This window comes from Sphingobium sp. FG125 (assembly GCF_057809795.1).
The window spans coordinates 1-25,918 of sequence record NZ_JBMDKQ010000024.1; the positions used below are offsets into that span (position 1 = coordinate 1).

A 25,918-nucleotide genomic window follows, 5' to 3' on the forward strand; every position below is an offset into this window, starting at 1 on the left:
GTCGAGAAACGTCGCGAGAAGGTTTCTCGACTTCGCTCGAAACGAACGGAGGTTGGGGAACTCACCCTGCCTTAATTGCCTAATCGCAATTGTCGTAGCCAGCATCCTCGCACTGACGGCGGCGTTCCTTGTCCGCCTTCTTGCGCGCCTTGCCATCGCGCGCTTCCTGCTCGCGCATCTTGCGGCCATAATTGCGATCGGATTCGTCCTGACTGGTCGTCGCCCAGTCCGCCGCCTGCGCACCCGCGCGCACCGGCATGGTGGCAATATCCAGCGCCGTCTTGGCGATACAGCCGGGCAGAGCCAGCAGCATCAGCGGCGCGGCCAGCATCATCATCTTGTTCATCATCAGTCCCCCGACTTGGTTCGCCGCCGTCCTGGCACAGCCGACCTTAACCGTCGCCTAATCAGGATGCCAAAGACGGCGAAGCGTGTCGCGGAAAATCAGCCGCCAATCTTGTCGGCAAAGCCCTTGCGCAGTTTAGCGAGCTTGGGCGGGATCACCGCCATGCAATAGGGATTGCGGTCGCCGACCCGGTCCCAATATTGCTGATGATAATCCTCCGCCGGATACCAGGGACCGTCCGGCTCGATTGTGGTGACGATCGGATCGTCATGGTCCGCCTGCGCCCGGACGATCGCGCCCTTCGCCTCCGCCTCCTGCTCGCGCGAGTGGGGGAAGATGGCGGAGCGATATTGGGTGCCGACATCATTGCCCTGGCGGTTCAGGGTCGTGGGATTATGCGTCGCAAAGAAAATGTCGAGCAGGTCGGCATAGCTGATGACATCAGGGTCGAAGCTGACACGGATCGCCTCGGCATGGCCGGTCGTGCCGGAACAGACCTGTTCATAGGTCGGATTGGGCTTCTCGCCACCGATATAGCCGCTCTCGACGGCGGATACGCCCTTGAGATTCTGATACACCGCCTCGGTACACCAGAAGCATCCGCCTGCGAGCGTCGCGATTCCCTGCGCCATCTGTCCATTCCTATCCATGTTGGCCACACAGATAGGAACGCTCAGGCCGCCGTTCCAGCCTCCGGCGTCAACGCCGCCGCTTTCGCCCGCTCCTCGGCCACCAGCTCCTTGCGGGACAGCTTGCCGACCAGCGTGCGGGGCAGGTTCAGCCGCACTTCGACCTCGCACACCCGTTCATGCTTGCCCAGTTGCGGATTGAGCCAGTCTTTCAGCGCCGCGCCATCAATTTGCGCACCCTCGATCAGCGTCACGAACGCCTTGGGCTGTTCGCCGCGATAATGGTCCGGGATGCCGATCACCAGCGCCTCCTTGACCATCGGATGATGATAGAGGACCGCCTCGACCTGGCTGGGAAATACCTTGAAGCCGCCGACGGCGATCATGTCCTTGAGCCTGTCGACGATGCGGACATAGCCATCCTCGTCTATTTCGCCGACGTCCCCGGTGCGGATGAAATCGCCTATAAACACTTCGGCGTCGGCGTCCGGCCGGTTCCAATAGCCCTTCATGATCTGCGGCCCGGCGAACAGCAATTCGCCTGGCTCTCCGGGCGGCGGCGGTTTGGTCGGATCTTCGCGATCCACCAGCTTCACCCGCGTCCCCGGCACCGGCTGGCCTACCGTCCCGGTCTTGTTCAGACCCTCATAGGGATTAGAACAAACGATCGGGCTGGTTTCGGTGAGGCCATAGCCTTCGATCAGCTTGGCGCCCGTCGCCGCCTCGAACCGTTGCCGCACTTCCAGCGGCAGCGGCGCACCGCCCGAAATACAGGCGCGCAGCGAGGAAAAGTCGATGTTGCGGATCGCGGGATGATCCAGCAGTGCCTGGAACATGGTCGGCACGCCGGGCAATGACGTCGCCTTGACCCGCTGCACCGCCGCCAGCACCTGCGCCGCGTCGAACCGGGGCAGCATCACCATCTCGCCCCCGTTCATCACGGTGCGGTTGAGGGTGCAGGTATTGGCGAACACATGGAAGAAGGGCAGCACCGCGATGATGCGGTCCTCCTCATTGGCGTGGGGGTCGATCGCCTGCGCCTGCCGCGCATTGGCGGTCAGATTCTGGTGGGTCAGCATCGCGCCCTTGGGCGTGCCCGTGGTGCCGCCGGTATATTGCAGCAGCGCGATGTCCCGCTCCGGGTCGATCGGCGGCACGGTGCAGTCGCCCGCATTGGCGATCAGCCGGTCATAGCGCAACACGCGCGGATCGTCCGGCAGCGGCACGGATTCGCTTGCCTTGAACAGGCGGAACAGAACGGATTTGACCGGGGGCAACATCTCCGCCACCGATCCGACGACCAGTTTCTCCAGGCTGCTATGGTCCAGCACTTGCAAGGCGGTGGGCAGCAGCGCCTTGGCCGACAGGGTGAACAGGATTTTCGTCCCGCTATCCTCGACCTGATGCTCCAGTTCGGCGGCGGTATAGAGGGGGGAGAAATTGACGACGATCGCGCCCGCGATCAGCGCGCCATAATAGGCCGCGACATAATGGGGGGTGTTGGGCAGATAGAGGCCGACCCGGTCGCCCTTGCGCACCCCCATCGCCTGCAAGCCGCAGGCGATGCGGCGGATCTGCCCGAACATCGTGCCATAGCTGAACCGTCGGCCCATGAAATCGATCATCGGCGCATCGGGGTGGGCCATGGCACTGTTAGTGACCATCTCTCCCATCGACATCGGGGCGAACGTCCGGTCCCAGACGGTGGGGTGCTGATAATGCTCCCGCCAGATTTTTTCTATGCTCTCCATGCGTGAAGTCTATGGAGAATGGCTGCTTTACGCAAGCGTCAACCACAGCAAAAAGGGCCGCGTCGGTTACCCGGCGCGACCCTTGAAAATGCTGCATTGCGGCGACTTATGGAGGGTCGCCGAATGACGCTACGGCATCACACCGCGCCCTTGTTATTGCTGAACGGATCAAGGATGGTGGCGACGCCGGAAATCAGTTCCGCCTCGCTGCGCAGAGCCTCGTCAGCGCGCCGCGCATTGTCGTCACGTTCGCGCCGCAGTTCCTCGATCAGCGCCGCACGGTCGCCATCCAGGCGCGAATCGGTCGGCGCCTCGATGCCCAGCTTCTTGGCGGTCTTGGCTACCAGCGCGTCCAGCTCGCGCTGCGAACACAGGCCCAGCGTCACCGGGTCTTTGGGCGTGATGTTGGAAATATTCCAGTGGGTCCGGTCGCGGATCGCCGCGATGGTGGTGCGGGTGGTGCCGATCAGCTTGCCGATCGCGCCGTCCGACACTTCGGGATGGTTGCGCAGGATCCAGGCGATGCCATCGGGCTTGTCCTGCCGCTTGGACACCGGCGTATAGCGCGGCCCCTTGGTACGGCGGACAGGCTCCGGGCCTTTCAGCATCTTGAGCTTGTAGTCGGGGTTCTGTTCGCCCTTGTGGATTTCGTCCATGGTGATTTCATGGGCGCGCACCGGGTCACGGCCGGTATATTTGGTGCTGGCGGTATCGTCGGCGATCGCCTGCACTTCCAGGATGTGAAGCCCGCAAAATTCCGCGATCTGGTCAAAGCTCAGAGCGCTGTTGTCGACCAGCCAGCTGGCGGTCGCATGGGGCATGAGTGGCTGGGACACGGGAACATTCTCCGGCACAAAAACGATAAGGGCCGCCCAAGCAGGGCGGCCGCGACCGTCTGGAGATAGTCGATCATCCCCGCTGGAGCAAGGAAAAGCGTCAGGCGGCGCTATCCAGCCCCAACCGGTCAATGGTGTGCAGCCCCGCCAGGAACTCGCGCGCGCTGCGTTCCCAGCTGAAGCTGCGGCCATAGGCGGCGCAGGCGGCCCGGTCGCAGCTTAGCGCCCCGGCAATCGCCTGCCCCAGATCATCCGACAGCGCGCCGCTTTCCGGGGTCACAATGTCCACCGGTCCCGTGACGGGATAGGCTGCAACCGGCGTGCCGCAGGCCAGCGCCTCGATCATCACCAGCCCGAACGTGTCGGTGCGGCTGGGAAATACGAACACATCGGCCCCGGCATAGGCACCCGCCAGCGCCTCGCCGAACAATGGTCCCATGAAATGCGCGTCAGGATAACGCCGCTCCAGCGCCGCGCGCGCCGGGCCGTCGCCCACAACCACCTTGGTGCCGGGATGATCGGTGGCGAGGAACGCCTCCAGATTCTTCTCCACCGCCACCCGTCCGACAGCCAGCATGATCGGCCGGGGCAGGTCGGCAAACAGCGCGGGCGGCGGCGCGTCAGGGGTGAAGGCGCTCAGGTCCACCCCCCTGCCCCATGGCAGCACATTGTGCAGCCCATGGGCGCGGAGCTGCGCGCGCACCGATCGGGTCGATACCAGCACCGCCTGCGCAGACCCGTGAAACCAGCGAATATAGCGCCAGAACCAGGCCGCAGGCAGGCCGGTACGCTGCGCCACATAATCGGGGAAATGGGTGTGGTAGGCAGTGGTGAATGGCACATGCTCACGCAAGCACCAGCGCCGCGCGGCCAGACAGAGCGGCCCTTCCGTCGCCAGATGTACGGCATCCGGTTGGAAGGCCGCAATCGCCTGCCCCACAACGCCTGGCCGCACCAAGGCCAGCCTTATTTCGGGATAGGTCGGGCAGGGAATGGAGCCATAAAGATCAGGCGAAATCACCCGAACCTCATGCCCCATCGCCTCCAGCTCCGCCCGGATCGTCTGGAGCGTGCGCACGACGCCATTGACCTGCGGTGTCCAGGCATCAGTGACGATCATAATGCGCATGGGATCATCCCTTCTTCACCCCATCCGTTCGTTTCGAGCGAAGTCGAGAAACGCTGGCAAAGCGCGCGGCGCTTCTCGACTTCGCTCGAAGCGAACGGACGTTATTTAGGCCGCCATCCGCGCCCGTTCGCCCTGCTCGGCCTGCGTCCGCGCGGCGATCTCGTCGGCCCAGTGCAGCACTTCCATCCGTCCGCAATCATGCTCGACCAAAGCGGTGCAGCCTTCCACCCAGTCGCCATCGTTGTAATAGGCCACCCCGCCAATCTCGCGCATTTCGGCATTGTGGATATGCCCGCACACCACCCCATCAACGCCGCGCGCGCCCGCTTCATGCGCGACCACTTCCTCAAACTGGGAAATGAAGGACACGGCATTCTTGACCTTGTGCTTGGCCATCTTGCTGAGCGACCAATAGGGCAATCCCATACGCTGCCGCACTGCATTAACGACGACATTCAGCCGCATCAGCGTGGTGTAGGCCGCGTCGCCGACAAAGGCCAACCAGCGATGCGCCAGCATGATCGTGTCGAATTCATCGCCATGCAGCACCAGCAGCTTGCGTCCGTCGGCGGTGGTGTGGATCGCCTTGCGCCGGATTTCCACGCCGCCGAAATTCATGCCGGTAAACTGACGGAACATTTCGTCATGATTGCCGGGGATATAGACGACCCGCGTGCCGCGCTTGGCCCGCTTCATCAGCCGCCACACCACGTCATTATGACTGGCCGGCCAATAAAAGCGCTTCTTGAGCCGCCACCCGTCAATGATGTCGCCCACCAGATAGATGGCGTCGCTGTCCACATTGTCGAGGAAATCGATCAGCATCGCCGCATTGCAGCCGCGCGTGCCAAGATGGATGTCGGAAATCCAGATGGTGCGAAACCGGCGACGTTCGCCCTGCGTCCGTTCGGGCACGGAAAATGGCTCTGCGCCGTCCTCCGGCAGGTCCGCCAAAAATGGCAGGCGCGTGATGGCGTTCATGATGCGATCCCCAAAGACTGATGCCCTCAGGACCGGTTCCCTACCGCCGCAATGTTACAGTTCCGAAGGGATTATGACGGAAATGCTACGGTTTGCGGGGTTTTCTGCTCCCCCTCCCGCCTGCGGGAGGGGGTTGGGGGGTGGGCCAACACACCCTCAAACCACCAGCACGATCTTACCGAAATGCTCGCCCGCATCCATCCGCGCATGCGCCTTAGCCGCGTCCGCCAGTGCAAAACGCTGATCCATCGCCGGGCGCAACTTGCCTTCCTCCACAAACGACCACACCGTCCGCACCAGTTCATCGGCCACCAGGCTCTTGAAGCCCAACGACCGGGCCCGCAGCGTCGATCCGGTGATTGTCAGCCGCCTTTGCATGATCGCGGGAATGAATATGCTCGCCTTCGCCCCGCCCAGCACCGCGATCGACACATGCCGCCCATCCTCGGCCAGGCACTCCAGGTTGCGTGGTAGATAGTCGCCGCCGACCATGTCCAGCACCGCCTGAACGCCCTGCCCGCCGGTGATGCGCTTTACCTCCGCGACATAATCCTGGGTCTTGTAATTGATCGCCTCATCCGCGCCCCACGCCTTGGCAGCCGCGCATTTCTCGTCCGATCCGCAGGTGACGATGATCTTCACGTCGAACAGGTTGCACAGGCGGATCGCCATCGTGCCGATCCCGCTGGTCCCGCCATGCACCAGCACCGTGTCGCCGCCCACCGCATAGGCGCGCTCGAACAGGTTGGTCCACACGGTAAACAGCGTCTCCGGCAGCGCCGCCGCCTCGACCATGTCATAGCCGTCCGGCACCGGCAGGCATTGCCCCGCAGGCGCCACCGCATATTCCGCATAACCCCCGCCCGCCAGCAGCGCACAGACGCGCTGCCCGACCAGCAACTCCGCCCCGCCCCCGGCCGCCACGACCGTGCCGGACACTTCCAGCCCCGGAATGTCCGAGGCGCCGGGCGGTGGCGGATATTTGCCCTGTCGTTGCAGCACATCGGGCCGGTTCACCCCGGCGGCGGCGACGCGGATCAGCACCTCGTCATCGCCCGGCACCGGCACCGCGCGCCGCTGTGGCACCAGCGCGTCAGGACCACCCGGCACGGGAATGGCAATCGCCATCATCTCGCCCGGTACGCGGTTGCCGTCGGCCATCATCGCTTCCCCCAAAAACACGCCCATGCTGCACCGCACAAAAATCGACAGACAGAACGAGCGCCCTTATTGACAGAGTGGCCCGCAGGGTCAACATTACGCTTTATGGACAAGGATGATGATCTCCCCCGCCGGGCTGACGATCCACTGGCCCGGCTGCTCGCGCAGGATCTGGACCCCTTGTCCGTGGCTGAACTGGACGCCCGCATCGCCGCCCTGAAAGCGGAAATAGTGCGCACACAAAGCAAAAGAGAATACGCCGTTAACCATAAGGCAACTGCCGAGGCGTTATTCAAGCGATGAACCCGCGCCTTGCCCCACGCACCCTTTTGACGGGTTCTACCGGGCACGGTCAGTCTGGCAATTCCGCAGGTCGGGACGCACGTCTTGATCCGGCGTCGAGCAATGCCGACATAAGGTTCGATACCGCCCTCTCATCGGGCCAGGAGTAGAACAGACATGCCCTCTTTCGCACCCGCTCTGGAAACCACCCTGCACAATGCGCTGACCCATGCGTCGGAACGCAAGCATGAATATGCCACGCTGGAGCATCTCCTCCTGGCACTGATTGATGACGAACATGCGTCGAAAGTGATGCAGGCGTGCGGCGTGGAAATCGGCGAATTGGGCGACGCGGTCACCCAATATCTCGATACAGAACTCGACAGTCTCAAGGTGGAGGGCGCGTCCGACCCCTCCCCCACCAGCGGATTCCAGCGCGTGGTCCAGCGCGCTATCCTGCACGTCCAGTCGTCCGGCAAGGATGAAGTGACCGGGGCCAATGTCCTCGTCGCGCTCTTTTCCGAACGCGAAAGCTATGCCGTCTATTTCCTGCAACAACAGGATATGAGCCGTCTCGATGCCGTGAGCTTCATCAGCCATGGCGTCGGCAAGGGTACGCCCGCGCCTGAGCGTCAGGAGACCAAGGGGGCAGCCGAAGAGGAGAAGAAGGTGCAGGACGGCAAGGGTAAGAAGGACAGCGCCCTCGATCAGTTCACCGTCAACCTCAATGAGAAGGCGGCGCGCGGCAAGGTCGATCCCCTCATCGGGCGCGCGTCGGAGGTGGACCGCACCATCCAGATCCTGTGCCGCCGGTCCAAGAATAATCCGCTCTATGTCGGCGATCCCGGCGTCGGCAAGACCGCGATTGCCGAAGGCTTGGCGCGCAAGATCATCGAGGGCGAAGTGCCTGATGTGCTGAAAGAAGCCGTCATCTACTCGCTCGACATGGGCGCGCTGCTGGCCGGCACCCGCTATCGCGGCGATTTTGAGGAGCGGCTGAAAGCGGTCGTCACCGAACTGGAAAAGCTGCCCCATGCTGTCCTGTTCATCGACGAAATCCACACCGTCATCGGCGCTGGCGCAACCAGCGGCGGCGCGATGGATGCGTCCAACCTGCTGAAACCCGCTTTGTCGGGCGGCACGATCCGTTGCATCGGATCGACCACCTACAAGGAATTCCGCAACCATTTCGAAAAGGACCGGGCGCTGCTCCGGCGCTTCCAGAAGATCGACGTCAACGAACCCACGATCGAGGATACGATCAAGATCCTCGCCGGGCTGCGCACCGCGTTCGAGGACCATCACCACGTCCGCTACACGCCCGACGCGATCAAGGCGGCGGTCGAACTTTCCGCTCGCTACATCAACGACCGCAAGCTGCCGGACAAGGCGATCGACGTGATCGACGAAGTCGGCGCGATGCAGATGCTGGTCGTGCCAAGCAAGCGCAAGAAGGTCATCACCCCCAAGGAGATCGAGCTGGTCATCGCGACCATGGCCCGCATCCCGCCCAAGACCGTGTCGTCCGACGACAAGACCGTGCTCAGTTCGCTGACCACGGACCTCAAGCGCGTCGTGTTCGGCCAGGACAAGGCGATCGAAGTGCTGTCGTCCGCGATCAAACTGTCGCGCGCGGGTCTGCGCGATCCCGACAAGCCGATCGGCAACTATCTCTTCTCCGGTCCCACCGGCGTCGGCAAGACGGAGGTGGCGCGCCAGCTTGCCTCGATCATGGGCATCCCGCTCCAGCGTTTCGATATGTCGGAATATATGGAACGCCACTCGGTCAGCCGCCTGATCGGTGCCCCTCCGGGCTATGTCGGCTATGACCAGGGCGGCCTGCTGACGGACGCCATCGACCAGCAGCCCCATTGCGTGCTGCTGCTCGACGAAATCGAAAAGGCGCACCCCGACCTGTTCAACATCTTGTTGCAGGTCATGGATAATGGACGCCTGACCGATCATCATGGCAAGACCGTCGATTTCCGCAACGTCATCCTGATCATGACCACCAATGCCGGTGCGTCGGACATGGCGAAGGAAAGCATTGGCTTCGGCGAATTCACCCGTGAAGATGTGCAGGAAGATGCGGTGAAAAAACTCTTCACCCCCGAATTCCGCAACCGCCTCGACGCCATCGTGCCGTTCGACTATCTGCCGACCGAAGTCGTCGCCCGCGTCATCGACAAGTTCGTCCTGCAACTCGAACTGCAACTGGCCGACCGCGACGTCCACATCACCCTGGACGAAGAGGCCAAGGCCTGGCTCACCAAGAAAGGCTATGACAAGCTCTACGGTGCCCGCCCGATGGGCCGCCTGATCCAGGAAAAGATCAAGCAGCCGCTGGCCGAGGAACTGCTTTTCGGCAAGCTGGTCCATGGCGGCGAAGTCCATGTCCATATGAAGGACGAAGCACTGGCCTTCGAAATCACCCCGGCAGCCCCGAAAAAGGGTAAGAAGGGCGGCAAAGCCAAGGCGAGCGAAGGCACGAAATAAGGTCGATTACCGGCGCAAACGAAAAGGGCGGCCCGCAAAGGCCGCCCTTTTTTGTGTCCGCACCCGGATCAACCCCCAACCCGTCATCCCCGCGGAGGCGGGTATCCATCTCGCGTCATACGCTGAATTGGCGATGGCAGAGGAAGTAGGGTTTGCTAACGCAATATGGGTGGGTTGGAGACAGTCGGGTTTCGGAATGGATCGAGCGACTTGCGGACATTCGATGAGAATGTAACACCCATCTTCATGCTTGGTATTTCGATCAAACTTATGGCTGCTGCTATGGCCGGTGCCATCCCAGCCAATCCGCTCAATATTCATGTTGAGTTGGTCAAACCAGAAGTCGCGGTAGCGCAGGTCGCCGCGTGCGGCATGAAGAACGTCCGTTCAAAGCTTGATGGCACTCTTCAAGAGGATGTGATCGAAGTGGGAGATGTATCCGCTTCGGAAGAACAGCTAAGGTGCGTAGCCCATGCTTCGCTGGTTTCAAGCTACTATGTGGTGTTTCCGTTGTCGGTAGAGCGGGGCTACCAGACCATGTACCAGCGCATGTCGAATGAAAAAGATAAGGCTGATGCAAAGGCTTGGTTAGAGAAGAGGGGGTTACTCTCCCGGTTGCCAACTTATGACCCCAAACATTCCGATGAGGTGGCTTTCGTTCGTGAACTCGAAGCGATGTGCGGCCCTAATGCAACTGGCACAATTAAAACCATGCATGGGATGGGCACCTTCGAAGACGACGTCGTTTCGTCAGGCAAGTTAAACGACGCAACATTTTGGTGCCTCATAAATGGCGCAGCGGCGTCGGGATACCCCTTCGGCTTCATCGGAAACGAACAGTATGGCGAAAGGCCATAGGGCAATGACCTGCTACGGAAGGTGCACAAGCGTCAGGTTTCGCTCATTGCAAAGTTGCCGATGAACGGCAATTTCTGGTCGTTAACAGTCCGTCTCCTGGTCATGCCAGGCTAGGCTTTGCAACCATCCGTATATGTCGGAAACCGTCCCCAGCAAATCCCACTGGCCCCGCCCCCACATTTCCGCCACCCTCTCTCCAACCGCACCGCCAAGGAGAGCCACGCCATGCCCACCACCCTCACCCTCTACACCAACCCCATGTCGCGCGGGCAGATTGCCCGCTGGATGCTGGAGGAGGTCGGCGCGCCCTATGAGACGATCATCCTCGACTATGCGACGACCATGAAAGCCGCCGACTATCTCGCCATCAACCCGATGGGCAAAGTCCCCGCTATCGTCCACAATGGCACCATCGTCACCGAATGCGCCGCCATCTGCGCCTATCTCGCCGACGCCTTCCCCGCCGCGAACCTCGCGCCGCCCCCGCAGGAACGCGGCACTTACTACCGCTGGCTCTTCTTCGCCGCCGGCCCGGTCGAAGCCGCCATCACCAACACGGCAATGGGCTTCGTCCTGCCCGAAGGGCGTGATCGCAGCGCGGGCTATGGCTCGCTCGACGCGGTGCTGGACACGCTCGAACAGGCGGTATCAGGCGAAACCTGGATTTGCGGCGACCAGTTCACCGCCGCCGACCTCTATGTCGGATCACAGATCGACTGGGGCCTGGCCTTCGGCACTATGCCGGAACGCCCCGCCTTCACCGCCTACGCCCAGCGCCTCCGCGCCCGCCCGGCCTATCAGCGGCAAAAGGAAATAGACGGTGCCCTGATCGCCCAGATGCAAAAATAAACCCTCCGCGTCCTCTGCGCCTCTGCGCGAAATATATTTGTTCGCGCAGAGGCGCAGAGGACGCGGAGGATGAATGAAATGCATCCTGATGCTTGGGGTTGTCATATCCAAGCACAATATCGGGTTGGAACGCAATAATCGACAAAAAGGCCCGGCGGATCGCTCCACCGGGCCTTCCCTTATCTCGCTGCCCGCGCCAATCAGTCGCGATTGCCCATGAAGCGCAGCAGGAACAGGAACATATTGATAAAGTCGAGATAGAGGTTCAGCGCCCCCATGACGACCGACTTGCCCATCATGTCCGTACCTGCGACATGCGCGTAGATGCTCTTTATCTTCTGCGTGTCATAAGCAGTCAGGCCCGCGAACAGCAGCACGCCGATGAAGCTGATGACCAAATCCATCGCGCTCGATTTCAGGAACAGGTTGATCAGGCTGGCGACCAGCAGGCCGACAACGCCCATGATCAGGAAAGTGCCGAAGCCCGACAGATCCTTCTTGGTCGTATAGCCAAACAGGCTCAGCCCCGCGAAAGCCGCTGCCGTCGCAAAGAAGGTCTGGCCGATCGACGTGCCGGTATAGACCAGGAAGATAGACGAGAGCGACAGGCCCATCACCGCGGCATAGGCCCAGAACAGCCCCTGCGCCGCCGCCGTCGACAGCCGGTTGATGCCAAAGCTCAGCACCATCACGAACACCAAAGGCGCGAACATGATGACATATTTCAGGATGCCGGGACCGCCCAGCACCTGCAACGCCAGTCCGCTCGACGCAAACAGCACCGCGACGATGCCCGTCAGCAGCACGCCGCTCGCCATATAATTATAGACCGACAGCATATAGCTGCGCAATCCGGCGTCGAACGCCGCACCCTGCGCAACGCTATTGCCGCCAAAGCCCGCAATATCGGAACGGGGATCGGACCAGTTGGCCATGAAAATTCTCCTTCGTCGGCGTCATAGTCGCCGCTGCATCCATTATCGGCTGTTATGCACCGATATTCAAGCGCTCTCGTAACCATACTGGCCAAACGCGCGGTAAAGCCTATAGTCGCCGCGTCATGCACCGCCTGTTCGTCGCCATCCGCCCGCCGGCCAGCCTCCGCGCACAGCTGCTTGCGTTGATGGGCGGGGTCGCTGGCGCCCGCTGGCAGTGTGACGATCAGTTGCACCTGACGCTGCGCTTCATTGGCGAAGTCGATCGGCATCGCGCGACCGACATAGCCTATGCACTGCGCACAATCCGCTTCGCTTCGTTCGACGCCAGCGTCTCAGGCGTTGGCGCGTTCGACCGTCGCGGCGTGATCGACACGCTCTGGGCCGGGGTGCAGCCGCGCGATCCCCTCGCCAGCCTGCATCGCAAAGTCGATCGCGCCTGTGTCGCACTTGGCCTGCCGCCTGAAGAACGGGCTTACCTGCCCCACATCACCCTCGCCCGCTTTGGCCGGACGGGCGCATTGATCGACCCCTTCCTCGCCGCCCACGCCGCGCTGACCAGCCCGCCCTTCACCATCGACAGCTTTGCCCTGTTCGAAAGCCGCCTCGGCCATAACGGCGCCAGCTATCATATCGTCGAGGATTATGGGCCAGGCAGCCCGGCCTGAACGCCGACCCTAACCCGCCGACAGCACGCCGCAGGCAATCCGCCCGCCCGCATTGCCCGCCGGGTCGCTCATATTGTCGTCGGCCTGCGCATGGATCACCACCGCCGCGCCATCGGCATCCAGCAAGGGCATCGTCCCGCTGCTGATCGTCCCGCCCGCAATGACATATTCGATTCCACCGGTGCCGTCCGTTCCCACCGTCATATTGGGCATGTCGCCCATATGCGCGCCCGCCGGATTGTCCATGCCATGCTTGCGCCCGGTCGGGTTCCAATGGCCCCCGGCGCTGGCAAAATCGGGCGCGGTACAGGTGCCGGTCATATGCACATGCACCGCATGAATGCCGGGCGTCAGCCCCTGCGCCTTGACCAGCACATGCAGCCCGTCCGCCGCTTCGGTCACGCTGGCCGTTCCGCGCGCCGATCCATCGCCTGCCATCAGCTTCGCCCCGGTCATGGGTGCAGCCGCATTCGATGAGGCTGCATCGGGCGAAGTTGTGGCACAGGCCGAAACCGCAACGGTCAGTGGCAAGGCAATCAGCATGGACACAAATTTCATGATAAACTCCAGGAGAACGGCGGACATGAAAGCGAACGCCGCAACGCTGCTTTTGTTGCCGATCTCCATCCATTTGTCATCGCCATTATACCCGGCAGAAAGCAACCGATACAGCCGGAGCCGCCTCTTATCACCCTCCGTTCGTTTCGAGCGAAGTCGAGAAACGGCAGCGCGCGGTTTCTCGACTTCCCTCGAAACGAACGAATATCGGGACAGGCACCACCAAATCATCATCGCCAACGAAAAAGGGGCCGGTCTTTCGACCAGCCCCTTCATCTGCTTTCCATCCTTGCGGACAGAAAAGTCTCTTACATGCCCGAACCCGGACCGTAGGTGATTTCCACGCGACGGTTCTGCAGTTCGCGAACGCCGTCGGCGGTTTCGACGCGGGGGTTCGATTCACCGAACGCCTGGGTCGTCATGACGCCATCGGGGATACCCTTCGAAGCCATGTAAGCCTTGACGGCGTCAGCGCGACGCTGCGACAGGCCAACGTTGTACGAGGACGAACCCGACTTGTCCGCATAACCCGCCAGCATGACCTGGGCGCTGCCGCAGTTGCTGTAGGCCGAAACCGCGTTGTCCAGGATGGTGGCGGCGTCAGGCGTGACGTCCGACTTGTCCCATTCGAAGAACACGATGTACGGTCCGGGGCTGCACTCTGCCACTGGCGGCGGAGGCGGCGGCGGGGGAGGCGGCGGGGGAGGCGGCGGCGGCGGGGGAGGCGGCGGAGGAGCAGCCGGTTCGCCGAAGTTGTAGGTCAGACCGAGCAGCAGGCTGTGGGTACGCAGCTTGGTGTCGGCGGTCGAACCGGCGGGGCCACCGATGGTGGTGTAAGCCGGGATCAGCTTGATGTCGTCCTGGTTGAAGAAGCGATACTTCAACGAAACATCGACATTGCTGGTCACCGGATAACGAACGCCAGCGATTGCCTGCCAGGCAAAGCCCGTATCGCTGTCATTGACCAGGTCGTTGGCCAGCTTGCCACGCGAAACGCCGACACCACCGCCAACGAAGCCCTGCAGGCCGTCATCGGGACCGAAGTCGAGCAGGCCGTTCAGCATGAACGACAGGGCCGAGGCCGCGCCGCCGAAGCCGCTCTTGTCGAGATCAACCTTTGCGCGCTTGTAGGCCGCTTCGGCTTCCAGACGGAAACCGCCGAAATCATAGCCGATATTGGCGTCGAAATCATAGCCCTTGTGGTAGTCAACACCAGAGATGGTGTTGCTGGCCGCACCGGCATTGCCGGGGGTGAAGGTAATGTCCTGGTCTTCGACCAGCAGCACACCGGCGTCAACGCCGACATACCAGCTGTCGTCACGTGCCATGGCCGGGGTGGCCAAAGCAGTGGTAGCAAGAGCAGCCGCGAGGGCAAGCTTCCGCATCTGAATTCCCCTTTCAAAAGTGTCACGAAGGACTGCTGAAACCCTGTATCGGGAAGAAAGTTTCATGGCAAGTCCACAAATAGTGAAACCGTTGCAAAAATAACGCAGTAGGGCTCCTCGGAACCCCCTGTGAGGCTATTTGCATGGTTCACTCAGCTAATAGCGAGACGACATGACAAGAAAAAGTAAATTCGGACAAATTTAGCTTTCGATCAGCCCATGTGTCCTTAAAGCAACGAGTATGGCCGCCAGTGTAGTGCGCGCCTCTGCGTCAATCGTTGCGCCGCCCGTTGGCGCGGCAATCGCCCCCTGCCGCCCGCCGACCACTTTCTCCCCGTCCAGATACAGCCCGTCATTCCGCACCAATGCGTCCCGCCACAGGCTTCCGTCATGAAAAAGCGCATGGCCCCTGTCCGCCACATCCATAGACAGCCCGGCACGCGGCGCCACAAAGCGCCAGCCGCCCTCGCTCCAGCTGGCAATGCATCCCTCCTGTCCGGTCCAGGCCCCACCCGCGCCAGCCGCCACGATCCAGCATTGCCCCACCGTCGGCGTCGCTGGCGGCGTCGCCACATCCGCGCTCTCAACCCTGCCGTGCAGCAGCGCGTCGATCCGCACCAGCGCCTCGTTGTGGAAAATTTCCTTCTGCGCCTGCCCTGCAAACAGCATCGGCATCGCCCATCGCACCGTCATGTCCATCCCATCGCTCCCGTCTAAAATCAAATCGTGATCCCGATCACCCCCGCCCACCCGGTCGCAAAGGTGCCGACCTGCCGCACCTCCACGCTCAGCGCGCCGTCATGCCCGGCACCACTATCCGCCGCGATCATCGCCGCGTCATAGGTCCAGCCCGGGGCCACCACCTCAGCACTGCGCACCACCACATCGCCGTCCAGCACCCGAACGACATAGCGCTCGCTCTCTTCGCCCAGCGGCACATCGCCCCCGCTGCTCCAGCGCCATCCCGCCCGGCTGCGCCGGGTCCAGCCGATCACCCAGCCACCGCCCTCCGCCCGCGCCGTCAGATGCACCGGCGCTGGCGGCATCAATGCCTCCCCCGTCACCGCCACTTCGACCGCCACCGGTTCCACATCGCCCAGCCCGATCGCCGATAGCTGCACCGTCCCGCCAACCTCACCAGCCACGCCCAGCATCGCCAGCGGCTCGACCAGCCGCTCCGCCTCGATCAGCAGGAACGCCTCGCCCGCTTCATGGTCCGCCATCGCCCACTCCGTCCCGCGCAGCCCCCGGCGCAAATCGGTCAGCCGATAGCTCGCCTCTCCCGTCTGCACCGCCGCGCCAAACTGGATCAGTTCGCGCCCGACCAGACACAGGTTCCGCCCCTGCGCCAGCGCCGCCTCATCCGCCGACAACAAGTCCATATCCGCCGCCAGCAATGTCACCAGCAGCGCGTTCTGCCCGTCCACCACCGTCACGCTACCCGGCGGCAGCGCATTATCCGCCACGCCCATCACCGCCCGCGGCGCGCTCCGGCCGATCGGCACCGCCTCGCCCGTCCCGCTCATCGCAAACAGCGCCGCGCTGCGCCAACCCGCCCCACCGCTCGCTGCCGCCAGCACCAAAGGCGCACTCGCCACCCCCTCGGTCAGGCGCGGCAGGTCCGCCAGCACAAGCGTGGTCACCCCATGCGGCGCATCCACCTGCCGCACGATTATGCCGGACGAAGCCCCGCCCGGCATCGCCCCGCCAGCCCCCGGCACCCGCCGCAGCGACAGCCGCACCGCCATCGCTTCCCATTCACGCCCCTCTATCCGCCAAAGCCCCGGCGCATCGACCACCCGCACCACCAAGCCCGGCTCCAGCCCCAGTGCCGCCCAGCCGCAACGCAGCACCATCGTCGCGCGCCCGGTCCAGCCACTCGCCAGCCGCTCGCCAGCCAGCCCCCGCGCCGCATCCGCGCCCAGCACCGCAGGCAGCTCGATCCCGCGCTCAGCCCGCCCCGGCCCCGGTCGCGTCACCCGCTGCACACCCGCCTGATAATCACGCGCCGCATCATAGTGCCGCAGCGACAGCGCCACCGGCACCCCATCCGCCGCCCCGCCGGACTGCTCGATAGCATCGACCGCCCGCCCGTTGACCCGCGCCGCCAGCGCGCCGGAACCAATCTCGTCCACGCTCTCGCCCACTGCCGCCAATGTCAGCCCCTGCAACGCCAGCCCATGCGCCTCGACCAGCGGCGTGATCGCCTCCCGCACATCCGCCCCGCTCGCCGCATAGCCCTCGACACTGGCCAGCCCGGCCCCGCCAATCCGCCCCCCGCTCACTGCCGCCGCAATCGCACCGATCGCCACCGCCCCCTCGTCCGCTTCAACCTCGAACGTCAGTGACGGGATGCGATTGCCATAATCCTCCAGCGCCAGATCCTCGAACAGGGCATAGGCGATGCCGCGATGCGCAGGCGTCTCCCCCACGCCCTGCGCCGCTGCGATCAGCGGATCGACCGGCTGATCCTCGCCACCATCATGCACCCGAAACGCCGACACCGCGCTCTTGAAGTCCCCCGCCGCCCCGCGCAGCAAATTGCCATCGGCCCAGATCCGCCCGATCGACCGGATCGCCCGCGCCGACAAAGCCACCGCAAAACTCGCCGAATAGCTGTAACTGGTCACGCTCGGCCGCCCCTTGCCGCCGCCGCTCTTGGTCTTGGTTTCGCGCAGGTCGGTTGCCCAGATCACCGTCCCGGCCACCCGCATCGTCCCGAACAATTGCGGCACCTGTGTCCCGTAACTCGAAGTTTGCACCTGCAATTCCGTCAGGCGCGACCCTTCCCGCCCCTTGGGCTTGAACAGCACGGCATGGTCAACCGCATTGCCGATCAGCGCCCCGATAGCCCCGCCGATCGGCCCGCCAATCACCGTGCCCACCGCACTCAGCACCACCGTCGCCATAAATGTCCCCCTTGAAAATCCTCCCCTTGCAGGGGAGGTGGCTGACCGCAGGTCAGACGGAGGGGTGTCGCCCTATCGGCGCGCACCTCATATCGCCCGCCACCAGCCCATCACCGGCCAGGGCGACACCCCCGGCATCTCGACCACGCGCCGCAATCCGGCATGGGCATGAATAAAGCCCCCCGGCACACAGATCATCAGATGCAGCTGCAACGGTCCCGGTCGCACCAGCGCCACATCGCCCGGCGCGCCGCCCGCTACCTGCACAAGTCCCGCCGCCCGCAGCCACCCCTCGGCCCGCCCGACATCGCCACTGCGCAACCCATAAGCACAGGGCGCATCCCGCCCCAGCGCCAGCGCTACCAGCCCGACACAATCCACCCCCGCGCTACTGCGCCCATGCAATCGAAACGGCACGCCCACCAGCGCCCGCGCCTGCTCCACCGCGCTCATGCGCCGGGATAGCGGGTCAGCAAATCCATCCCCGGCAGATAGGGTTCGCCCCGAAAATTCACCCCATTGCTAAAGCGCCCCGCGCAGGTCGCCATCTGCCGGTCGCACCCTTCCGTCAGCAGCGCCAAAGTCCCCGCCGCCACGGCAAAGGCGGGCGGATCGGCCAGCGTCACCCCGTCCGCCCCATTATCCACCACCGCCTGCACCAGCCCCGCATTGGCGCCGCCCAGCCAGCGCAATGTCCCGAACGCATAATCGCCAGCCACCAGACCGCCGACAGCAGCCTCGGCACCCTCGACAGCAGCCACCGCCACCACGCGCCGCCGCGCCGCCAGATCAACCCGGCACGCCCGGTCGCCCAGGGTCGCGCGACAATCGGGCGAGGTAGACGGCGCCACCGCCGCCCCCAGCACCGCCGCCGCGCCGATCAGTTCGGCGCTGAACGCCGCCCCCTTGCGCGCCACCGCGCCGATCTCGCCCCGCGCCAGCGACAGCCACAGGTCGCCCGGTGCCTCCCACTGCGTCAGCCATAATTCCAGCGCCGCCCCGTCCCAGCGCCCCGCCATCAAATCCGCCTCGCTGATCGCATCGCTCGACAGCGCGCCCGCCAGATCGCTATCCTCCCCTTCCAGCCCGATCCCGCTGCGCACCGCCGATGGCGTCATCCCCGGCGCGGCGCGGTAGGTCAGCCCGTCAATCACCAGATCGCGATCATGGCTCGTCAGGCCAATCGTCACCCCGTCCCGCCGCTCGATCCGCCAGCAAAAGGCCAAAGTCACCAGCGGCTGCTCCAGCGCCTCGATCATGCCCATTCGCGTATCTCCACCAGCGGCACTGACGGCGCTTCCCCCGCTGCAAAGGTGGCCCGGTTGATGTCCAGCCGGTCCTCGGCAAAGCGCACCGGCACATCAAAACGGAACCCGGCGGTCAGCAGCACGCCTTCGTCCGGCGCATCGTCAAAGGCGATGACCCCCATCCCCTCATGGCTCCACCCGCCGACCATCTCGACCCCATCCGCCGCCACCCGGATCGTCCCCGCCACCGGGCGCGTGATGACCCGCCCCTGCGCATCCTCCCCGACACCATAATAGCGCATCAACTGAAACGCGGCCTGCACCCCGTCCCCCACGCCCAGCCTTTGGTCCAGCGGTCCCGGTGCCTGCCCCATCGCCCCGCTGCGATCATCATAGGGATCGGCAAAGCGAAACCCCCGCGCCGCCCCGCGCCGCGCCCGGAAAAACGCGATCAGCGTCGATATGTCGGCTTCGGACCGCACCCCCGGCCCCGCATCGAAGGACAGCCGCGCGTCGGCCCAGTCGCTGCTCCGCCGCTCATGCCCCGACGGGCTTTCGACAATCTGCGTCGAAAAGGTCGGCGACAGGCTCGCCTCCCGCCCGATCGACAACGGAAAACTAAGATCATCAAAGGCTTGCATCCCATCCTCCCCATTGATCCTGAACGCAACAAAGCCATCGCGGCACACCTGCGGCAGCGCCCACATAAAGGTCGCTGCCGTCCCGCGCGCCACCGACGCCTGCGCCGCCGCTACAATCTCGCGCCATTGCGCCGCCTGGCTCCCCAACAGCACAAAGCCCGCCAGATAATGTTGCTCGTCAACCGGATAGCCCAGCCGCGCCGTCGCCAGTTCAATCCCCCGCGCGGTCAACCCAGGCCGCCCCTCGGTCACCCAGTCATAATCTTCCAGTTGCAGCACATCGAAGGCAGGCGAAGCCCAGCCCACCGGCATATTGGCCCGCTTGGCCTCCGGCGCGCGCGGGTCCAAAATCGTCGGCAGATAGGCCAGCAAATGCGTCACCGCCCCCGGCGCCACCGCCTTCACCGCCGCACACAAGGCCGCCGTCGATGCCGCCAGCACCGCCCCCGCCTGATCCAGCAACGCGCATTGCGCCCCGTCCAGCGGCTCCCAGATGCTCGCAATCGACACCGGACTGCCACCAAAGGCCGCCCGCGCCGCATCATCATAAATGCAGATCCGCCCATCGCCCGGAATGACCCACCACCATGGCTCACCGACCTGAAACAGGATCGGCAGATCCGCTTCCAACCCAATGAAAACAAAGGCACCAGCCACCGCCTGCAAATATCCCATCGCCCCGCCATGCGCGGGCGACAGTAATGTCGAGGGCGGCACCCACCCCGTCAGCGCCGGATCGCCATTCTCCGCCCGCTGCTTCCAGTCATTCCAGCAATGCGCGTCGAACAGTTCATAGGACAGCGACCAGATCACATCGAAGCCCAGCGCCTTCGCCCTAACGGCAAAATCCCGATGCCACGCCGCGCACGGCCCGTTCAGCACGCCCCCCGCCAGACTGACGTAAAGCCCTGCCCCAACCCGTTCGAGCCGGAAATAATGGCTCATGCCCACATAATGGTTGATCGCCCCGCGATAGCCCAGCGCATGGATTGCCGCGACCACCCGTTCGGGCGTCTGGTTGAAACAGTCATCATAGCCGGTCGCCATCGCCAGCCCATGTTCCGGCACCATGACGTCACCCACGGCCAGCACCGATCCCGCCCCGTCGCACGCCATGTCGGACAGTTCGGCCCAGCCCTCGACCGCCGCGGCAAACGGCATATCCCCCGCATCATAATCGGGCGGCACCAAAGATATGAACATCCGGTCCACATCCCCCGCCCACACCGGATCGGCCTCGCCAGGCAGCAAAAACCCGCCATCCATCGCGGCAAAATCCAGCGTAATCATCGCATCTTCCGGCCCGCCGCTCGCATAGTTCCACAGCCGCACATACCAGGCGCGCGGATTCCCCGCCGCGTCCCGCCCCTCGATCGTCAGCGTCGGCCCATGCGTCTCATCGAGCTGTCGCAGCCCCCCGCTCCGCCAGCGAAACCGCAACACGCACGCGCGAAAATCCCGTGTCGTCTCATAGGCCAGCAACGGATGGCTCCACCCGTCAGCCGCCTCCCAGATCAGCCCCGCCAGATCGCCCGACCCGTAAAAGGTCGCATCCACCCGCAGCGAGTCCGGCCCGGTCGTGACCACACTCGCCATCATCGGGCGCGGGAAATTGACGGTCCAGTGGGTCGGGGCAAAGCGCTTCATCCAGCGCACCTCCTGCCCCCGCCGCGCATCCGCCAGCCAATAGTCGATCCCGCCCATCAGCCCAGCGCCCCCCTCACCGCCCGCGCCACCTGCCGCGCACTGCGCGCCAGCAACCGTGCCTCGCTCTCCTGCCCGCGACCATTCACCGCGATGCTCACCCGCACATCCCGCGCGCCGCCACCGTTGGCGACCACCTGCCCGCTGCTCGTCGGCACGAACATCTCCGGCCCGCGTTCGCCCACCATATAGGCCCGCCCCGGCGCCACCGGCCCGCCCGTCGCCCGCCCCGGCAGCCCCAATGCCGACGTCAGCAGCGACGCGCCCAGATTGACGAGGCCACCGCCAGCACCGCCGATCGCCCCCCGCAACGCACTCGCCGCAATCTCGTCCAGCACCGACAGCGCAATCCGCTTCAAATCCTCAAAACCGAACTTGCCGGTCCGCACCGCGCGCAACAACCCTTGCTCGATCCGCCGCCCGGCCCGCTCGGCCCCCTCGCCCAGCGGTCCCTCAATCCCCGCCCGCATCGCCTCCACGTCCCGGCTCAACCCCTGCGTATCCGCCCGAACCCGCACCACCAGCGTCTCGATTTCCTCGTCCACCAGCGCCTCCCATCAAAAAAATACCTTCTCCCGGTGGGGAGAAGGATACGAAGCCTTGGCAGCGTGCTGCCTAGGCGCAGTTGGAAGAGGGGGTTCGACGCCAGATCAATCCGGGAACATCGCCCGCAACCGATCCAGAACCGCCCCATCCACCCCCGCATCCACAACCTCATCCCCCCGCGCAGCCCCCAGCACCGCCGCCAGCTCCGCGGGAGTCGCGCGCCAAAATTCATCGGGTCGCCAGCCCAGCAGCCACCCGGCCACCCCCGCCAGCCGCGCCGCACCCTGCGCAAAGCGTGTCATTTTCCCGCCAATATCTGCTGCAAAATCGCCTTCAGCACCGGCGTCACCTTCGCCAGCCCGACCGCCAGGATCGCCTCGCCCAGCGTCTCCCGGTCCATCCGGTCGCGCTCCACCAGGCAATGCCAGAACAAAGCCACCAGATCGCCCAGCGACAATTTCCCGTCCGCCGCCCGTTCCACCAGTGCGAACAGCGGACCCAGTTCCGCCTCCGCCGCCACCAGCGCGCCAAAGCTCGGCCGCAACGCCAGCACGTCCCCGCCAATCTCCAGCGCCGCCTCGCCCCGCGCCTCATTCACGCCGCTCATTCGGACACCACCGCGCCGGAGCTTTCCAGGCTCAACGCATAATTGCGCTCGCCATTATAATCCCCGGCATAGTCCAGCCGCGTCACCAGAAAGCGCCCGCGCATCCGCTCGCCGCTCTCGAAACTCAGCTCATAATCCTCGATCGTGCCCGACAGCGCATGGTTGCGAATACGCACCTCCGCCGCAGAGCCAGTGAACAACCCCGCCGCCGATACGCTGACCGATCGCACCCCCGCGCCCGACAGCAATTCGCGCCAGCCGCCCGAATCCTTGGACGTTATGTTCACCGCCTCGCCATTCACGGACAATTGCGTAGTGCGCATCCCCGCCACCGTCGCATATGTTGCCGGAATGTTGCCATCCCCGACTTTCAACAGAAACGCACTTCCCTTTTCGACGCCCATGGCGCATCCTTTCTTCCGATAAAGCGTGCAAAACGCTGGTTAAGGAGAGTCTCAATGATCTTCATCGCACCGCTCATGTTGCTGGCCGCAGCCGCTCCCGCCGATGCCGTCGGCACCGGGCGCAAAGCCTATTCCCAATGCCTGGCCGACCAGATCAAACCGGGCCTGGAAAAGAAGCTGACGCTCGGCGATTTTCAGTCCGACATGAAAAAAACCTGCGCCGCCAAGGAAGCCGCCTTCCGCAGCGCCATCGTCGCCGCCGACAAGGCCGACGGCATGTCGGAAAAAGCCGCGCAAGCCGACGCCGACGACCAGATCGCCGAATATATCGACAAGATCACCGCGGAATATGAGGATTATAACAAGCCGGGCTGACGCACAGTCGGCCAGCGGTACGCAGGGTCTGCTTCTCACCTGCAAGGGTCGTTATTGCTCAAGGAGGGAGAGAGAATGGTCTGCGAAATCGTGTCAGCGCAAAAGCAGTGAGCGATAAATCGATACAAGAGAAATTCATTCGGGAGATTTCGTTAAATCTCTTGGGTTCTCAATCGGTTTTCAAGCCTTCACATTATGGCATGGGAAAAGAACCGGCTGACCTTGTTTGGGCGGCGGGTCGCTGCGTTGCCATCATGTACATGACCTCTGGCAAATCCGACTTCGAGAAAAAGCGCAGGCACAACCATGCGCAGATGCATGGTTGGATTCGAAAGTGGCAGCAAGGACAGGTGCTTCGGGGACCGAAAACTGCTCTAAGCTACGCTGATGTCGAATACATCATTGGCATATCGATTGTTGGCGGATTCCAAAGCGGGTCAATGATAGATGACGCGCAGGTAAAGTATGGAGAATATAACCATCGACATGGAAAACAAAAGCTTTATGCTTGCGCTACAATCTCAGACTCCGTTTTTTTGCGTTTATCCAAGAGAAGTGTTGGCATCCGCGACATAGTCCATTTCTTCGATTATCTACGCGGTCGAGGGGATTTGGTGAGCGATGATGACGCTATTGCATGGATTGACCACTGGGAACAGGGGCAGGCGGCTCAGGCCCGGAATTGCTTTGGGCCGATACTGCCATCAAGTGAATCTCTAAATGAAGCTTGGCAACAGACCCGAATGTTGTTCCATGCGATAAGAACCCAGGTTATTGATGATGGATATGTGAACCAGGGGATAATGTCGGATTTATCCATGGGCGATGCAGTTTGGCTAAGTGTTGCGGAGCGCTCACTTGCTCTGCAAATCGCTCTTCCTGGAGACACCGGGCCTTTATGCCTAGGATCTAGAAGAGCAATAAATGGATATCATCTGAGCGTTTTCGTTGCCGCACATAGAGGTATACTCTTGCAAAATACGACCACTACTTTTGCAATGCCCGGAATAATAATGACGTCTTCACTAGAATTTGGTCGCGATAATCCCGTACGTCTTTTTTTGATCGGCGCGAAGTCTTTTGGTAGTGGCATTCATAGTGCGCTGGATGAGTTCCGTAGGCAGATGACCTCAGCTTAAGAATGCTACCACGCCCACACCTTTTTTCAGTGGCTTCGACCCATTTATGTGGACTGCTCACCCCTCCCACACAGCCCGCACCCGATAATCCACCACCGCCGTCCAGCCGCCGCCCTGCCGCACAGCCCGCGCCACACGCGATCGCACCAGCCGCGCCGTCACGATCCGCCACCCATCGCGCACCGCGACCCCCGCCAGCACCGGGTCGATCCGCGCGATCATCCCTGCCAGCCGCCCCGGCGTCTCGCCGCCATCATGCAGCCCGATCGTCAGCCGCAACTCGCGCCCCGCCACATCCTTGCCGCCCCAGTCCGCGCCGATACAGTCGCCGACCACGCCATAGGGCAGGCTGGCCCGCACCGGCTCGCCATCCAACAGGCCGTTCAGCCCGTCCATCAACGCGCTATCCGCCCGCAGCGCATCGATCACCGCCGCGCGCACCGCCACTTCCGCGCTCATAACCCGCCCCTTCCCGCTTCCCGCAGCGCCAGATCGCGCCACCAGCGCGCCACAAGTCCGCGCCCCGACGCCCGCACCGCATCGCCCTCAACCGCCACGACCAGCCCAGCCTCGTCCCACGCCGCCGCCACAGCCGCCCGCCGCCGCGCCGCCCGCTGCTCCACCAGCCGCGCCAGCGCCGCCCTCATCGCAACCGCATCCGTCGCCACGGGCGCCACAGCGCGCTCACCACCGCAGGCGGCGCAGCCCCGTCGGTCCCGCGCGCGGCAAAATGCTCCGCCGCCAGCCGCACGATCCCCTGCCGCAATGCTTCGGGCAGGCCGTTCATCTCACTCGCCATCCCCGCCGAATAGCGCACCAGCAACCGCCGCCGGTCGCCCGCGCGTGTCGATCGCACCCACCCCTCGCCCGCCGCATCAATGTCGATCGCATAGCCGTCGACCGGCAAGGCCACCGCCGTACCATCCACCTCCACCGCCTCGACACTCTCGATTCCCACGACAGGCCGCGCCGTCAGCCTCTGCCAGCTCCCGTCGCCCGCCACCGTCTCACGCGCGCCCCGCACGATCAGCCATTGCCCGACAAATTGCTCGCACAAGGCCGCCGCGCTCCGCAGCAACCCCGCCAGCACCCCATCCTCGCCGCTCGTCTCGATCCGCAAATAGGCTTTCAGCTCGGCCAGCGACGCCGCCAGCGCCCCGCTCTCATCCTGCGCCAGCATCAGCGTTCCTCCACCCGAAATGTCACCGACCGCTCATCCACCTGCCCATCGGACAAAGTGACCCGGTTGGTCAGCCGATACAGCCGCCCGACCACACCCCCGCTCACCCGCACGCTGGTCCGCGCCGCCTCGAAAACCGACGCCCCAACGCTCAACCCGCCCGCCTCGACCGGCGCCACGCTCCACGCACTGGCAAGGATCGTCTGCCCCGCCAGATGGGCCGACCAGTCGATGCCATGATCGATGCTGCTATCGGCATCCTTCAGATACAGGCTCATCGCTGCTTGCTCCCCACAAACAAA

The 25,918-nt window shown here is 63.7% G+C and carries 30 protein-coding genes; 7 read left to right on the forward strand and 23 right to left on the reverse strand.

Annotated features, from left to right (window positions below; all coding sequences use genetic code 11):
• Positions 1-79 precede the first annotated feature (79 nt).
• From ACODSR_RS18100 to ACODSR_RS18130, 7 genes are all read right to left on the reverse strand, one after another.
• The gene (locus ACODSR_RS18100) at positions 80-346 is read right to left on the reverse strand and encodes a hypothetical protein (protein WP_489078061.1); all 267 of its coding nucleotides are present in this window, start codon (positions 344-346) and stop codon (positions 80-82) included.
• A 98-nt stretch (positions 347-444) separates the two neighbouring features.
• A complete protein-coding gene (msrA, locus tag ACODSR_RS18105; RefSeq protein ID WP_489078004.1) occupies positions 445-978 on the reverse strand; it encodes a peptide-methionine (S)-S-oxide reductase MsrA in 534 nt (177 codons plus the stop codon).
• Between the two features lie 41 nt (positions 979-1,019).
• Complete coding sequence (locus tag ACODSR_RS18110; protein WP_489078005.1) at positions 1,020-2,726, reverse strand: AMP-binding protein; 1,707 nt, start codon at positions 2,724-2,726, stop codon at positions 1,020-1,022.
• A gap of 137 nt (positions 2,727-2,863) precedes the next feature.
• On the reverse strand, positions 2,864-3,547 hold the full coding sequence (locus ACODSR_RS18115; protein ID WP_119744336.1) for a DUF1013 domain-containing protein: 684 nt from the start codon (positions 3,545-3,547) through the stop codon (positions 2,864-2,866).
• 115 nt (positions 3,548-3,662) lie between these two features.
• The gene (locus ACODSR_RS18120) at positions 3,663-4,691 is read right to left on the reverse strand and encodes a glycosyltransferase family 4 protein (protein ID WP_489078006.1); all 1,029 of its coding nucleotides are present in this window, start codon (positions 4,689-4,691) and stop codon (positions 3,663-3,665) included.
• Positions 4,692-4,796: 105 nt separating this feature from the next.
• On the reverse strand, positions 4,797-5,672 hold the full coding sequence (locus ACODSR_RS18125; RefSeq protein ID WP_489078007.1) for a UDP-2,3-diacylglucosamine diphosphatase: 876 nt from the start codon (positions 5,670-5,672) through the stop codon (positions 4,797-4,799).
• A gap of 156 nt (positions 5,673-5,828) precedes the next feature.
• Positions 5,829-6,860 (reverse strand): NAD(P)H-quinone oxidoreductase, encoded by a 1,032-nt coding sequence (locus ACODSR_RS18130; RefSeq protein WP_489078008.1) that lies wholly within the window; start codon positions 6,858-6,860, stop codon positions 5,829-5,831.
• Between the two features lie 78 nt (positions 6,861-6,938).
• On the opposite strand from ACODSR_RS18130, the gene ACODSR_RS18135 reads away from it, so the two are divergent.
• The 4 genes from ACODSR_RS18135 to ACODSR_RS18150 all read left to right on the forward strand — a co-directional run bounded on the left by ACODSR_RS18135 (position 6,939) and on the right by ACODSR_RS18150 (position 11,318).
• The gene (locus ACODSR_RS18135) at positions 6,939-7,136 is read left to right on the forward strand and encodes a DUF1192 domain-containing protein (RefSeq protein WP_489078009.1); all 198 of its coding nucleotides are present in this window, start codon (positions 6,939-6,941) and stop codon (positions 7,134-7,136) included.
• Positions 7,137-7,292: 156 nt separating this feature from the next.
• The gene (gene clpA, locus ACODSR_RS18140) at positions 7,293-9,611 is read left to right on the forward strand and encodes an ATP-dependent Clp protease ATP-binding subunit ClpA (protein WP_489078010.1); all 2,319 of its coding nucleotides are present in this window, start codon (positions 7,293-7,295) and stop codon (positions 9,609-9,611) included.
• A 210-nt stretch (positions 9,612-9,821) separates the two neighbouring features.
• The gene (locus ACODSR_RS18145; RefSeq protein WP_489078011.1) at positions 9,822-10,469 is read left to right on the forward strand and encodes a hypothetical protein; all 648 of its coding nucleotides are present in this window, start codon (positions 9,822-9,824) and stop codon (positions 10,467-10,469) included.
• Between the two features lie 225 nt (positions 10,470-10,694).
• Entirely contained in the window at positions 10,695-11,318 is a 624-nt protein-coding gene (locus tag ACODSR_RS18150) for a glutathione S-transferase family protein (RefSeq protein WP_489078012.1), read from the forward strand.
• Positions 11,319-11,518: 200 nt separating this feature from the next.
• On the opposite strand, the gene ACODSR_RS18155 is transcribed toward ACODSR_RS18150, so the two are convergent.
• Positions 11,519-12,253, reverse strand: coding sequence for a Bax inhibitor-1/YccA family protein (locus tag ACODSR_RS18155; protein WP_489078013.1), 735 nt, complete (start codon positions 12,251-12,253; stop codon positions 11,519-11,521).
• Between the two features lie 125 nt (positions 12,254-12,378).
• On the opposite strand from ACODSR_RS18155, the gene thpR reads away from it, so the two are divergent.
• Positions 12,379-12,921 (forward strand): RNA 2',3'-cyclic phosphodiesterase, encoded by a 543-nt coding sequence (thpR, locus tag ACODSR_RS18160; protein WP_489078014.1) that lies wholly within the window; start codon positions 12,379-12,381, stop codon positions 12,919-12,921.
• A gap of 9 nt (positions 12,922-12,930) precedes the next feature.
• Here the strand turns inward: thpR and ACODSR_RS18165 are convergent, their stop codons facing one another.
• The 11 genes from ACODSR_RS18165 to ACODSR_RS18215 all read right to left on the reverse strand — a co-directional run bounded on the left by ACODSR_RS18165 (position 12,931) and on the right by ACODSR_RS18215 (position 22,922).
• Complete coding sequence (locus ACODSR_RS18165) at positions 12,931-13,479, reverse strand: superoxide dismutase family protein (protein WP_489078015.1); 549 nt, start codon at positions 13,477-13,479, stop codon at positions 12,931-12,933.
• 308 nt (positions 13,480-13,787) lie between these two features.
• Entirely contained in the window at positions 13,788-14,864 is a 1,077-nt protein-coding gene (locus ACODSR_RS18170) for an OmpA family protein (protein ID WP_489078016.1), read from the reverse strand.
• Between the two features lie 201 nt (positions 14,865-15,065).
• Complete coding sequence (locus ACODSR_RS18175) at positions 15,066-15,563, reverse strand: DUF2793 domain-containing protein (protein WP_489078017.1); 498 nt, start codon at positions 15,561-15,563, stop codon at positions 15,066-15,068.
• A gap of 20 nt (positions 15,564-15,583) precedes the next feature.
• Positions 15,584-17,773 (reverse strand): phage tail protein, encoded by a 2,190-nt coding sequence (locus ACODSR_RS18180; RefSeq protein WP_489078018.1) that lies wholly within the window; start codon positions 17,771-17,773, stop codon positions 15,584-15,586.
• 87 nt (positions 17,774-17,860) lie between these two features.
• Positions 17,861-18,226: an NlpC/P60 family protein gene (locus ACODSR_RS18185; protein WP_489078019.1), complete on the reverse strand. Its 366-nt coding sequence runs from the start codon at positions 18,224-18,226 to the stop codon at positions 17,861-17,863.
• A complete protein-coding gene (locus ACODSR_RS18190; protein ID WP_489078020.1) occupies positions 18,223-19,038 on the reverse strand; it encodes a DUF2163 domain-containing protein in 816 nt (271 codons plus the stop codon). The genes ACODSR_RS18185 and ACODSR_RS18190 overlap by 4 nt, the downstream gene beginning before the upstream one ends.
• Complete coding sequence (locus ACODSR_RS18195) at positions 19,029-21,365, reverse strand: DUF2460 domain-containing protein (RefSeq protein WP_489078021.1); 2,337 nt, start codon at positions 21,363-21,365, stop codon at positions 19,029-19,031. The genes ACODSR_RS18190 and ACODSR_RS18195 overlap by 10 nt, the downstream gene beginning before the upstream one ends.
• Entirely contained in the window at positions 21,365-21,910 is a 546-nt protein-coding gene (locus ACODSR_RS18200; protein WP_489078022.1) for a tail tape measure protein, read from the reverse strand. The genes ACODSR_RS18195 and ACODSR_RS18200 overlap by 1 nt, the downstream gene beginning before the upstream one ends.
• 105 nt (positions 21,911-22,015) lie before the next feature.
• Entirely contained in the window at positions 22,016-22,213 is a 198-nt protein-coding gene (locus ACODSR_RS18205; RefSeq protein ID WP_489078023.1) for a phage tail assembly chaperone, read from the reverse strand.
• A complete protein-coding gene (locus tag ACODSR_RS18210) occupies positions 22,210-22,518 on the reverse strand; it encodes a gene transfer agent family protein (RefSeq protein WP_489078024.1) in 309 nt (102 codons plus the stop codon). The genes ACODSR_RS18205 and ACODSR_RS18210 overlap by 4 nt, the downstream gene beginning before the upstream one ends.
• A complete protein-coding gene (locus ACODSR_RS18215; RefSeq protein WP_119744352.1) occupies positions 22,515-22,922 on the reverse strand; it encodes a phage major tail protein, TP901-1 family in 408 nt (135 codons plus the stop codon). Before ACODSR_RS18215 ends, ACODSR_RS18210 begins: the two co-directional genes overlap by 4 nt.
• Positions 22,923-22,976: 54 nt before the next feature.
• Here ACODSR_RS18215 and ACODSR_RS18220 point away from each other — a divergent pair, with 54 nt between their 5' ends.
• Complete coding sequence (locus ACODSR_RS18220) at positions 22,977-23,297, forward strand: hypothetical protein (RefSeq protein WP_489078025.1); 321 nt, start codon at positions 22,977-22,979, stop codon at positions 23,295-23,297.
• Positions 23,298-23,404: 107 nt separating this feature from the next.
• Positions 23,405-24,436: a hypothetical protein gene (locus tag ACODSR_RS18225; RefSeq protein ID WP_489078026.1), complete on the forward strand. Its 1,032-nt coding sequence runs from the start codon at positions 23,405-23,407 to the stop codon at positions 24,434-24,436.
• Positions 24,437-24,493: 57 nt separating this feature from the next.
• Here ACODSR_RS18225 and gp17 read toward each other — a convergent pair whose 3' ends face one another.
• The 4 genes from gp17 to ACODSR_RS18245 are packed head-to-tail and all read right to left on the reverse strand — an operon-like array spanning position 24,494 to position 25,894.
• Positions 24,494-24,895, reverse strand: coding sequence for a tail completion protein gp17 (gene gp17 / locus ACODSR_RS18230; RefSeq protein WP_489078027.1), 402 nt, complete (start codon positions 24,893-24,895; stop codon positions 24,494-24,496).
• A complete protein-coding gene (locus ACODSR_RS18235) occupies positions 24,892-25,083 on the reverse strand; it encodes a hypothetical protein (protein WP_489078028.1) in 192 nt (63 codons plus the stop codon). Before ACODSR_RS18235 ends, gp17 begins: the two co-directional genes overlap by 4 nt.
• Complete coding sequence (locus ACODSR_RS18240) at positions 25,080-25,616, reverse strand: head-tail connector protein (RefSeq protein WP_489078029.1); 537 nt, start codon at positions 25,614-25,616, stop codon at positions 25,080-25,082. The genes ACODSR_RS18235 and ACODSR_RS18240 overlap by 4 nt, the downstream gene beginning before the upstream one ends.
• Entirely contained in the window at positions 25,616-25,894 is a 279-nt protein-coding gene (locus ACODSR_RS18245; protein ID WP_489078030.1) for a phage fiber-tail adaptor protein, read from the reverse strand. Before ACODSR_RS18245 ends, ACODSR_RS18240 begins: the two co-directional genes overlap by 1 nt.
• Between the last annotated feature and the right edge of the window lie 24 nt (positions 25,895-25,918).